We start from the raw sequence: 11,754 nt of genomic DNA, 5'->3' as shown, positions 1-11,754 counted from the left end.
GGTGATATCTGGACGTTCTCCTTCCTGAAGCCGGTTTTCTGGCGCTGTTATTAAGCCTTGGGGTCAACGTGTTGACCCCGCTTGCCGTGCTGGTGGGTGTCCGCCAGCGCTGGCAAGGGGTGATGCGGCTTGCAACGGTGGGCGTGTGGGCGCAATTTACCCTGCTACTGCTGGCTTTTGCCATTCTGGTATTCTGCTTTTTGACCAGCGACTTTTCGGTGGTCTACGTTGCTCAGCACAGCTACAGCCTGCTGCCGTGGGGATTAAAACTGGCGGCGGTGTGGGGTGGTCATGAAGGATCGCTGCTGCTGTGGGTGCTGTTTCTTTCCGGCTGGAGCGCGCTGTTCGCTTTACGCTATCGGCGTGATACCGACGCGCTGTTTCCGCTGACGCTCAGCGTCCTCTCAATGATTACGGCCCTGCTGCTACTGTTTGTGGTGCTATGGTCCGATCCGTTTGTGCGTATCTTCCCGCCAGCCATTGAAGGGCGCGACCTTAACCCGATGCTGCAACATCTCGGGTTAATCCTCCATCCACCTCTGCTGTACCTGGGTTACGGTGGTTTGATGGTGGCGGCAGGCGTGGCGCTGGCCTCGCTGCTACGTGGTGACTTTAATGCGCAGAGCGCCTGGGTGTGCTGGCGCTGGGCGCTGCCCGGCTGGTGCGCGCTGACGCTGGGGATTATCCTCGGCTCCTGGTGGGCCTACTGCGAGCTGGGCTGGGGCGGCTGGTGGTTCTGGGACCCGGTTGAAAATGCCTCCTTATTACCCTGGCTTTCCGCTAGCGCGCTGCTGCATAGCCTGTATATCACGCGCCAGCGCGGAATCTTCCGCCACTGGTCGCTGCTACTGGCGATCGTCACGCTGATTTTATCGCTGCTTGGGACGCTGATTGTACGTTCCGGTATTCTCGTTTCGGTGCATGCTTTCGCGTTGGATAACGTCCGCGCCGCGCCGCTGTTTGCGCTGTTTACCGTGTTGAGTCTGGCGTCGCTCGGGCTGTACGCCTGGCGGGGCCAGCAAGTCCGGCAGAATGCGCGTTTTGGCGGTTGGTCACGCGAGATGCTGATTCTGGTTGCGCTGCTGCTCTTTAGTGCGGTGCTGCTGATTGTGTTGATTGGCACGCTCTACCCGATGATTTACGGGCTGTTCGGCTGGGGACGGCTCTCCGTAGGCGCACCGTACTTTAATCGCGCTACGCTGCCCTTTGGCCTGCTGATGCTGCTGGTTATCGTGCTGGCAACGGTCAGAAGCCGCAACGTGTCTTTCCGCATCCAGCTTCCGGCACTGCTGGCGCATGCCGGGGTGCTGGTGTTTGCGGCGGGGATCGTCTTTTCCAGCGGTAGCCGTCAGGAGATAAGCCTGAACCTGAGCCCTGGGCAGCAGGTTAAACTGGCGGGTTACATTTAATGAGATGGTCACTCCCTCCTTCCCGGTACTATGCTGAGGACAGGCTTTCATTCGGAGAACTATCATGGAAAACATTGCGCTCATTGGTATCGATCTGGGTAAAAACTCTTTCCATATTCATTGCCAGGATCGTCGCGGGAAGGCTGTTTACCGTAAAAAATTTACCCGGCCAAAGTTGATCGAATTTTTGGCGACATGCCCCGCTACAACCATCGCAATGGAAGCCTGTGGCGGTTCTCACTTTATGGCACGCAAGTTGGAAGAGTTGGGGCATTCCCCAAAGCTGATATCACCACAATTTGTCCGCCCGTTCGTTAAAAGCAATAAAAACGACTTTGTCGACGCCGAAGCTATTTGTGAAGCTGCATCGCGTCCGTCTATGCGTTTTGTGCAGCCCAGAACGGAATCTCAGCAGGCAATGCGGGCTCTGCATCGTGTCCGTGAATCCCTGGTTCAGGATAAGGTAAAAACAACCAATCAAATGCATGCTTTTCTGCTGGAATTTGGCATTAGCGTTCCCCGAGGAGCTGCCGTTATTAGCCGACTGAGTACCATTCTTGAGGATAATAGTTTGCCTCTTTACCTCAGCCAGTTATTGCTGAAATTACAACAGCATTATCACTATCTTGTTGAGCAGATTAAAGATTTGGAATCCCAGTTGAAACGAAAGTTGGACGAAGATGAGGTTGGACAGCGCTTGCTGAGCATTCCCTGCGTCGGAACACTGACAGCGAGTACTATTTCAACTGAGATTGGCGACGGGAAGCAGTACGCCAGCAGCCGTGACTTTGCGGCGGCAACAGGGCTTGTACCTCGGCAGTACAGCACGGGAGGTAGGACGACATTGCTGGGAATTAGTAAGCGAGGTAATAAAAAGATCCGAACTTTGTTGGTTCAATGTGCCAGGGTATTCATACAAAAACTGGAACACCAGTCTGGCAAATTGGCCGATTGGGTCAGGGATTTACTGTGCCGGAAAAGCAACTTTGTCGTCACTTGTGCTCTGGCAAACAAGCTGGCCAGAATAACGGCACGACAGCAAACTTATGTAGCATAACGGCAGAAATACACCGGTTTAAAGAATTACTGATCTGGTTTTGCGAATACTGATATTGATGATACTAACGGCCCACCGGCCTGTTGAGGAACCTGTAAAACGGAAAGGCTCATTGAAGCCGTATATTTTCTGGAGGTTCATCAGGCGCGGAACTCATCAAGGCGCGGGAATAAAATCCCATTCAGACGCCGGATAGATTCAAGCAAGCCAACTTGTCGTCAAAATCGGTGTTGCAAAAACGGGAGTGACCATAGATTCCGTTTTGAGCGTCTCGACCTGGAAGCCAAAGGTAACTACACCAGTGAAAAAGCGCAGATCACGCTGTGGCACAATGAGAAACGTATTGGCAGCCTGCAACCTGAAAGGCGCTTCTATGCCGCGCGCCGTCAACAGATGATGGAGCCGGGGATCCGCTGGAACCTGATGCATGACTGGTATGCGGTAATGGGTGAAAAAACCGGACCTGACCGCTATGCCATGCGTTTGTACGTGCAGACCGGCGTGCGCTGGATTTGGGGTGGGGGACTATTAATGGTCTTTGGCGCGCTGCTGAGCGCGTGGCGAGGGAGAAAGCGCGATGCGTAAATTAATTACAACGTTGCCGGATGGCGGCGTAAACGCCTTATCCGGCCTACAGGTAGCGCGAACCGTAGGCCGGATAAGCGCAGCGCCATCCGGCAAAAAGTTTTTACTCTTAACGCTCGTCCTGTTTTTCATCACTTTCGCTACACATGCCCAGGTTGTGGATACCTGGCGCTTTGAAAATCCGCAACAGCAGGAACAAGCGCTGTCCATTGCCAGCCAGCTTCGCTGCCCGCAGTGTCAAAACCAAAACTTGCTGGAATCCAATGCGCCGGTAGCGGTCAGTATGCGCCATCAGGTTTATAGCATGGTGGCGGAAGGGAAAAGCGAAGCCGAGATCACGACATGGATGACCGAGCGTTACGGTGACTTCGTTCGTTATAATCCGCCGCTGAATGAGCAAACGCTGCTGCTGTGGGCGTTGCCGTGCCTGCTGTTATTGCTGGTAGGTGTGGTGGTCTGGCGAGTGAGAAGACGTCAGCATACGGAGGAAGGTGAACAATGAACCAGTCCGAACCGCTGTTACGCCCAATGCCTGTGAAGCGGCTGACCGCTGCGGCGGTGCTGATGGTTGTGGCCTGCATTGGAGGCTACTTGTTGACGCCAAAATGGCAGGCGGTTCGTCAGGAGCAAACGAGACTGGCAGACCCTTTACATGCTTTCTCCGATGAAAATGTTCAGGAAAAACAGTTGCTTTTGCTGCAATCGCAGATTCGCGCTAATCCCCAGGACGGCGTGAAATGGGCGCAACTCGGGGAGTACTATCTTTGGCAAAACGCGTATCATAATGCGCTGCTGGCCTACGAACAGGCGCTGCGTGTCGGCGGTGAAAATGCTGAGATCTATTCAGCGATGGCAACGGTATTGTATTACCAGGCCGGACAACATATGACGCCGCCCACTCGCGAGATGATTGATAAGGCTCTGGCGCTGGACCCGGCAGAGGTCACCGCGCTGATGCTGTTAGCCTCAGATGCGTTTATGCAGGCAGACTACGCCCAGGCTATTTCAGTGTGGCAAAAGGTTATGGATTTAAACTCGCCTAGGGTGAACCGGGCACAGCTCGTTGACTCTATTAATATGGCGAAGTTATTGCAGAATCGGCAAAAATAAATTTGTTTTTTTTGTGATTTGTATCATTTGGCCTGTTTAAAAAACAGGCAAACGAACAAATTGGCGAAAAAAACTCACACCATGACTTCTTCATTTTTGAACATATTAAAATTCTTTTATAACAAAAAGTTATTCATCAATACCGCGATAAAATTGCATTTTTATGCATAAAATCAGCCAAAAGCCCTGTTCTTAGAGGGTTGCGCGGAATGCCATGCAGATGATAATGATAATAAGCGTTAAAAAACTCCATAAACGAACGCAACACAATTCATACCCTTTCAGTATGTACTATTCCCACACACCGCATGTGGAATAGCGCTCCATCGAGGAAGTCCGTTGTTATGAAAAATTTGAAAGTCAGCCTGGCATGGCAGATTCTAATCGCCATGGTGCTGGGCATTCTGCTAGGGAGTTACCTGCATTACCATAGTGACAGCCGTGAATGGCTGGTTGTAAACCTGCTGTCACCGGCGGGCGATATCTTTATCCATCTGATCAAAATGATCGTTGTGCCCATTGTCATCTCTACGCTGGTTGTCGGTATTGCCGGAGTCGGTGATGCAAAACAGCTGGGCCGCATTGGCGCCAAAACTATTCTCTATTTCGAAGTGATCACCACCGTGGCGATTATCCTTGGGATCACGCTGGCTAATGTGTTCCAGCCGGGTTCCGGGATTGATATGTCGCAACTGGCGACCGTGGATATTTCGAAATATCAAAGCACGACTGCAGAAGTACAGAGCCACGCGCATGGTTTGATGGGGACAATTTTGTCACTGGTGCCGACCAATATCGTCGCCTCGATGGCAAAAGGCGATATGCTGCCGATTATCTTCTTCTCGGTGCTGTTCGGTTTAGGTTTGTCTTCCCTGCCGGCAACTCACCGCGAACCGCTGGTTACCGTGTTCCGCTCTATTTCCGAAACCATGTTTAAAGTGACCCACATGGTTATGCGCTATGCGCCAGTCGGCGTTTTCGCGCTGATTGCCGTTACCGTCGCGAACTTCGGTTTTGCCTCCCTGTGGCCGCTGGCGAAGCTGGTGCTGTTGGTGCACTTTGCCATCCTGTTCTTCGCGCTGGTGGTGCTGGGGATTGTCGCGCGTATCTGCGGTTTGAGCATCTGGATCCTGATCCGCATTCTAAAAGACGAGTTGATTCTGGCTTACTCTACCGCCAGCTCCGAGAGCGTACTGCCGCGTATTATCGAGAAGATGGAAGCCTATGGCGCACCGGCTTCAATCACCAGCTTTGTGGTGCCGACCGGCTATTCATTCAACCTTGATGGTTCAACGCTGTACCAGAGTATTGCCGCGATCTTTATTGCGCAGCTGTATGGTATCGACCTGTCGCTGTGGCAGGAAATCGTGCTGGTGTTGACGTTGATGGTGACCTCGAAAGGGATTGCGGGCGTGCCGGGCGTATCATTCGTGGTGCTGCTGGCAACGCTTGGCAGCGTGGGGATCCCGCTGGAAGGCCTGGCGTTTATTGCTGGTGTTGACCGTATTCTCGACATGGCGCGTACCGCGCTGAACGTGGTGGGTAACGCACTGGCGGTGCTGGTTATCTCCAAGTGGGAACACAAATTTGACCGCAAAAAAGCGCTGGCCTATGAGCGCGAAGTATTAGGTAAGTTTGATAAGACCGCTGACCAGTAAATAGAAGCAACAACGCCAGGCATGCATGGCGTTGTTGCTTTTGGTGAGATCCTGACACCACATTTGGTTTTAATAATTAAGTATACGTATGTATTTTTTATGACTTATACCCCGCAATAAAAAGGAAACTGAACGTTTTCTGAAATTATCTCCCACCTAATCCTTCTTGCTTTCCTCTTATCCGTTCAGGCGATATGTTGCTTCATTTGCGATATAACTGCACCATGAGGCAAGACTTATGTCACAGCAGGGACTGCGCTTTACGCTGGATGTGGACGGATTAACGCCGGCGGCAACCGCTGTCGTCAGCTTCACCCTCTACCAGAATCTCTCCACGCCCTTTCTGCTCACTGTCGATATTGCCAGCGACCGGTCCGGCCTCACCGCCGCCAGTTTCCTTGAGAAAAACGCCACGCTGACCATCTGGCAGGGGGCCGTTGCACTGCGCTACCTCCACGGCATCATCACCGGGATGGAAACCGGGGAAAACAACGGCTGGCAGATGAACTACAGCCTGACTATTTCGCCTCCGCTCTGGCGCTGTGGCCTGCGACAGAACTTCCGTATCTTTCAGCAGCAGGATATCCTGGCCATTTCCACCACCCTGCTGACTGAAAACGGCGTCACCGACTGGGTGCCCTCCTTTTATGAATCCCACCCGGCGCGGGAGTTCTGCGTTCAGTACGGTGGAACCGACCTCGGCTTTCTCATCCGACTGTGGGCTGAAGAGGGCATTTTCTTCTTTGACTGGTTCCACCCGACCAGCCCCGACCAGAAACTGGTGCTCTGTGATGACGTGGCCGGGGTCTCCACGCTGGGTGAGATGTCCTTTAACCCGAATACCCGCGAAGTCGCCACGGAATGCATCAGCGAGTTTCGTTACCGGGCGCAGGTACGCCCTTCCTCGGTGGAAAACCAGGATTACACCTTCAAAGCTCCTGGCTGGCCGGCTTACTTCAGCCATCACGCCCCGAACCTGAACGGTCAGCGCACCCAGTATGAAATCTTCGACTGGCCGGGACGCTTCAAGGACGAGCAGCACGGTCAGGACTTTGCCCGCTACCAGGCAGAAGGCCACCGGCAGGATGCTGAAACCGCTGCCTGCGAGAGTAACTCCCCGAAACTGTGGCCCGGAAAACGTTTCACCCTCACCGGCCACCCTTCATTAACGCTGAACCGGGAGTGGCAGGTCACCGGCAGTGTGCTGAAAGGAAAGCAGCCACAGGCGCAGCATGGCCACCAGGGTGAAGGCACCAAGCTCAGTAACAGCCTGGACGTCATCCCGGCTGACCGGACTTGGCGAGCTTCCCCCCTGCCCAAACCCGCCGTTGACGGCCCACAGAGTGCCATTGTCACCGGCCCGGCAGGTGAGGAAATCTTCTGCGACGAGCATGGCCGCGTGCGGGTGCGTTTTCACTGGGACCGCTATTGTCCGGGGAACGAAGACAGCTCCTGCTGGATACGGGTGTCGCAGGCATGGGCCGGAGCCGGATTTGGCAACCTCGCCATCCCGCGCGTGGGCCAGGAAGTGATAGTCGACTTCCTCAACGGAGACCCGGACCAGCCCATTATCATGGGACGCACCTACCACCAGGATAACCGCTCACCGGGCAGCCTGCCGGGCACCAAAACACAGATGGCCATCCGTTCAAAAACCTATCAGGGCAGCGGCTTTAATGAACTGCGCTTTGAGGATGCGACGGGCCAGGAGCAGGTGTATATCCATGCGCAGAAGAACATGGATACGGAAGTCCTGAACAACCGCACCACCGATGTGAAGGTGGACCACACGGAAACTATCGGCAATAACCAGATTATTGCCGTGGGACTCGGGCAGACGGTCACCGTGGGTAAGGAGAATGCCGGAGGACACGACCAGACCCTCACCGTGGCGCATGACCGGCGCATCACGGTACGCAATGACCAGACGCTGAAGGTGAAGAACGACCGGATGGTGAGCATCAGCCATGACGACGGGCTGTATGTGGCGAATGACCGGAAAGTGACGGTGGAAGGGAAACAGGAGCACACCACCACCGGAGACCATATCAGCCTGGTGAAAGGCAGCCACAGTCTGGAAGTGAAAGGCGACCTGGCGCGGAAGGTGGCGGGGGCGCTGGGGATAAAGGTCCGGGAAGCTATCGTGCTGGAGAGTAGTGGCAGCATCACCCTGAAGGTGGGTTGTTCGTTTGTGGTTATCCATGCGGGTGGGGTGGACATTATGGGGCCGAAAATCAATCTCAACAGCGGGGGGAGTCCGGGAACGCCGGTTCAGACACAACAACCAGCCGTTCTGAAAGCCTTGCCAGATAAAAGTGATGGTATTTGCGATGCAGGGGATACGGAAGATACAGAGCCGCCACGGAAAAACCTCCAGGACACGTTTAATCAACCCCCGCAGGACCTGGTACCACCACAAATTCAGAGAATATTTTCCCGATAAGGACATAACATGAAAATCAGTTACCCCATCAGGGATAAAGACGGAAAAGAGTTTCGTTCCCTGGATGAGATAATGCAGCTTGTTGACGCAGAACCACACGGCACCTGGTTACTGGGAGGAAACGGACTGTGGCACGGCGCAGTCCATATCAGTGAGGTGTCTAATCCGCGCTCTGCCCTCACTCCGGATACGCTCAGCACCGGAAATCCGGTGCCTCCCCAGTTTATGGCTGATGGCACCATCGTGGCGTACCGGATCAACAATGACTATCTGAAAGGCCCTTATAAAGGGCAAGAACTCCATTACAGCAGTACGTTTGTTCTGGTGAAATCGCAGTGTCAGCCAGACCCGAAAAATGAAAAAAGCTGGCTGGAATTTTACAGTCTGTATATGCATCTGGCGCCGGTGAAAGATTATCCGGCCTCCTGCTGCTATAAAGTCAGGGACGGTCACAGCGGGATACTACTGCGTAAATACACCGAAGGGGAAAACGGTCTTCCGGACGGTCAGGAGGAAGGGGATGCTCAGCAGTACAAGGCCCCGGAGAGTGCCGGGCGCAGTCTCAGCGAGAAAGCCCGCTTTGTGTCATCGCGTACCGGGCGTTTTTATGTGACAAAAAGAAGCGGTGAGGCAACCCTGACGACGTTCGGTCTGGTTCGTGTGGTGAAAGACGGAAAAATGGAAGAGAAGCAGTACTGGGTGACGCTGGACCCGACGCTGATGGAGCCGGATGGCGAAATACAGGCACTGATGCCCGCATGGATGCAGAAGGCAAAGGAACGGAGCGTTTTTGACTCGGTACAGACGGTGGAAGAAACGGCTGAATGGAAGGTCAGTGCCGGAACGCCTGTCGGTTTTATGGGATGTGAGGAATACCCCGGCAGGGAGAGCGCTCAGGCTGAGCGCGAGTGGTTTGTCCATCTTGAGGTCCTGAGCGCAGACCCGAGGATGCCGGCGTTTTTAGGCAACCCGGAAGGGGTGAAGGGGGAAAAGCGGACGGTTCTGGCACCAAAAGGAAGATTATTATACACCCGCCAGACGACAGCAGGGCAGGAGACATTTACCGCCACGTCAGCGACGCTGGGCGCTCAGTGCATCCTTCCGCGGGAAGCCACAACGCCGGTCACGGATGAGTCGACGCAGTGGTGGTTTAACATCACCGGAAGCGGCTGGCTGCCGGAGAAGGATGTGGCAGAGGCCGGGCAGTACGATTTGCTGCAGCTGGGTTTTCAGCCCCTGGTGGAAAACAGCGGTGGTGATATGGTAAGAAGCCCGTATGAAGGGTGGGTGCCGGAAGCCTTTGATTCAGTCAGTCGTGCAGCAGAGCAGGGAGATGAATGGTACGAACAGGTGCCGCCCTTTTACCGTGAGCTGATGGCGGAAATGGACAGCAACCATGACGGGAAAGTGACAGAAGAGGAAATCAGGCAGGCGCTGGTCGTACGTGACCCGCTGGTGAGGCATGTGGTGAACCGGCTGGTGATAAAACATCACAGCGAGTGGTACGGGGGGCGCTCGACGGGGCGATGGGAAGGGTTCTACAAGGATCTGGACACAGATGAGGTGGCGTACTGTGAGAAGTGGCAGACAGATCTGGAGTGGATGAGCGGAGTGTCGCCCTTTAATACTGATGAGCCAGTGTGGCATTTTCATCCGATTGTGTTTCTGGAGGCGATAAAAGGTAAATCAAAAATAACACGACAGATGCTCAGGAGAATTTGGGCTAATCCAGGAAATGTTTCTGATTCTGTCCTTGATGTGGTAGCCGAAGAGTTTTCGAATAAATTTGAGGAATGCAGTCTTAATACCAAGAATAGGTTGTATCATTTCTTTGCTCAAATATATCAAGAAGTGGGGCCATCTTTTAATTTAAATGAAGGGTTTAATTATAGACCACAAGTCTTGATAGATAAGTTTTCATACTACCGTAACCATTCTCAGAATGCACAAGTAGATGGATATATTCCCGGAAGGCAAGCAGCAAATAAACAAAATATTGCAAATAGGGCATATGGTGGGCGAGAGGGAAACAATGATATAGATAGTGGGGATGGATGGCGTTATCGTGGAAGAGGGATGAAACAATTGACATTTAGGAATAACTACAGATCTTTTACAGTTTATCATGAGAAGGTTTGGGGGGAACATATTGATTTTGAATTAAATCCTGATCTTTTGCTGGAAACAATATACGCAGCAAGGTCTGCTTTATATTTTTGGGATCATAATAGTTTATATAGTAGAGCTGATAATGGTATTAGTCGAGATGTATCAGATTCGATAACCCAGATTGTTAATCTTTATGATAATCATTATGCTGATAGATATAATAATTTAGTGAGGTTTATTCAGGATGGCGTTTTTGATGAAATACTATAAACTAATAATGTTAACATTATTAGTTTATAGTGACTGTTCATATTCAATGGATTTTAAAGTAACTCCTTCAGATAGTCTTGATGGTGTCATCTATTTCACATTGCATATAGAAGATGATCATAAAATCAGGGATGTTGACATAGCTCTGGAAGGCAACGCTAATAATGTTGCTGTAAGGCAATATTATAATTTTTCTTGTGGTTGGGGCAAAGCTATTGGCGTTAGATTAGGTATGGACTCAGCCACGAAAGATGGAGTGTTAATATTTGATAATATATATGCGCTAGATAGTCAACTAAATATATTGTTTGCTAAATCATATAGTCGCATAGAGAATAAGTGGATTGATCCTATTAATCTGAATGCCTCAGTATGTAATCATATGGGAGGGGGGATAAAAAAAGACTCTTTAACTAATAAAGACTATATTGTGGATTTTGAGTCTATTGAACAGGGGCCATTTTATCTAAAAGGTGCTGGTAATATTACGATTAAATATATTAGAGGCGATTTTTTAAAGCTTGTACGTACTGATGTTAATGGTGAGAGTATCGTTGATTTAATTAAAAATAATAATGATAAGGCTCCTGTTGTTCGGACAGTTTTTTTTATGAAAATAAAATCTGAAATGAATATCATTAGTTTAATATCTTGGGGGGATGTAATGGGAGAAGGTGGTTATTATAAAACATATGCTTATATATATGATGAAAATGGCATTGTTCATGCTAATAAAATATTGAATGAAGATTCTAATTTATCCGGTTATAACTCGAAAAAAAACCATTTGAATACACAAATGCTAGAGCCATAAAAGCTTACATTCTCAAAAATTATGGTTTTTAATGGGATTCATAAATTTCTGGAAATATTTGGCGTGAATATTTAATTTGAAGGCATGTAAGTGTTTATGGATGGTGAGAGAACAACCGATTCATTCAACAAATTAACATCAGGAGTGGAATTAATGATTATGGACGATACCCAGTACTAAGAGAAAATCTTCCACGAAGAGTACGAGCGGAAAAGTGATGATGTTTCCGGCGTAGAGGAAGCTGAGCTGCCACGAAAAAGCGTCCAGGACACGTTTAATAGTCCCTTGCAGGGCTTGGT

At 51.1% G+C, this 11,754-nt stretch carries 6 protein-coding genes and 2 pseudogenes; all 8 read left to right on the top strand.

The genetic code is table 11. The annotated features are described in order from the left end of the window. Window positions 1–8 precede the first annotated feature (8 nt). A pseudogene (locus tag C2U43_RS23775) lies at window positions 9–1,403 on the top strand (heme lyase CcmF/NrfE family subunit); the annotation flags it as partial. A gap of 70 nt (window positions 1,404–1,473) precedes the next feature. Continuing rightward, a complete protein-coding gene (locus tag C2U43_RS23770; RefSeq protein ID WP_103285882.1) occupies window positions 1,474–2,466 on the top strand; it encodes an IS110-like element IS4321 family transposase in 993 nt (330 codons plus the stop codon). A 249-nt stretch (window positions 2,467–2,715) separates the two neighbouring features. Continuing rightward, window positions 2,716–3,553, top strand: a pseudogene (gene nrfF, locus C2U43_RS29870) (heme lyase NrfEFG subunit NrfF); the annotation flags it as partial. Beyond that, window positions 3,550–4,161, top strand: a complete 612-nt coding sequence (nrfG, locus tag C2U43_RS23755; RefSeq protein ID WP_003826658.1) for a heme lyase NrfEFG subunit NrfG — start codon at window positions 3,550–3,552, stop codon at window positions 4,159–4,161. The pseudogene nrfF and the gene nrfG, both read left to right, overlap by 4 nt. Window positions 4,162–4,505: 344 nt before the next feature. Beyond that, window positions 4,506–5,819 (top strand): glutamate/aspartate:proton symporter GltP, encoded by a 1,314-nt coding sequence (gene gltP / locus C2U43_RS23750; protein WP_103285881.1) that lies wholly within the window; start codon window positions 4,506–4,508, stop codon window positions 5,817–5,819. 238 nt (window positions 5,820–6,057) lie between these two features. Then, window positions 6,058–8,262, top strand: coding sequence for a type VI secretion system tip protein TssI/VgrG (gene tssI / locus C2U43_RS23745; RefSeq protein WP_182315565.1), 2,205 nt, complete (start codon window positions 6,058–6,060; stop codon window positions 8,260–8,262). 9 nt (window positions 8,263–8,271) lie between these two features. Then, a complete protein-coding gene (locus tag C2U43_RS23740; RefSeq protein ID WP_233899556.1) occupies window positions 8,272–10,641 on the top strand; it encodes a chitinase in 2,370 nt (789 codons plus the stop codon). Continuing rightward, on the top strand, window positions 10,628–11,455 hold the full coding sequence (locus tag C2U43_RS23735; RefSeq protein WP_103285880.1) for a hypothetical protein: 828 nt from the start codon (window positions 10,628–10,630) through the stop codon (window positions 11,453–11,455). The genes C2U43_RS23740 and C2U43_RS23735 overlap by 14 nt, the downstream gene beginning before the upstream one ends. The last annotated feature ends 299 nt before the right edge of the window (window positions 11,456–11,754 follow it).

Origin of the sequence: Citrobacter freundii complex sp. CFNIH9 (assembly GCF_002903305.1) — a bacterium.
Classification (GTDB): domain Bacteria; phylum Pseudomonadota; class Gammaproteobacteria; order Enterobacterales; family Enterobacteriaceae; genus Citrobacter; species Citrobacter portucalensis.
Note: the sequence above shows the minus strand (reverse complement) of the source record. Positions and strands in the feature narration are given on the sequence as shown.

Bases quoted from the DNA above. Each gene is read 5' to 3' on its own strand.
- C2U43_RS23770 (WP_103285882.1), top strand. From the start codon at position 1,474: ATGGAAAACATTGCGCTCATTGGTATCGATCTGGGTAAAAACTCTTTC.
- nrfG (WP_003826658.1), top strand. From the start codon at position 3,550: ATGAACCAGTCCGAACCGCTGTTACGCCCAATGCCTGTGAAGCGGCTG.
- C2U43_RS23740 (WP_233899556.1), top strand. From the start codon at position 8,272: ATGAAAATCAGTTACCCCATCAGGGATAAAGACGGAAAAGAGTTTCGT.
- tssI (WP_182315565.1), top strand. From the start codon at position 6,058: ATGTCACAGCAGGGACTGCGCTTTACGCTGGATGTGGACGGATTAACG.
- gltP (WP_103285881.1), top strand. From the start codon at position 4,506: ATGAAAAATTTGAAAGTCAGCCTGGCATGGCAGATTCTAATCGCCATG.
- C2U43_RS23735 (WP_103285880.1), top strand. From the start codon at position 10,628: ATGAAATACTATAAACTAATAATGTTAACATTATTAGTTTATAGTGAC.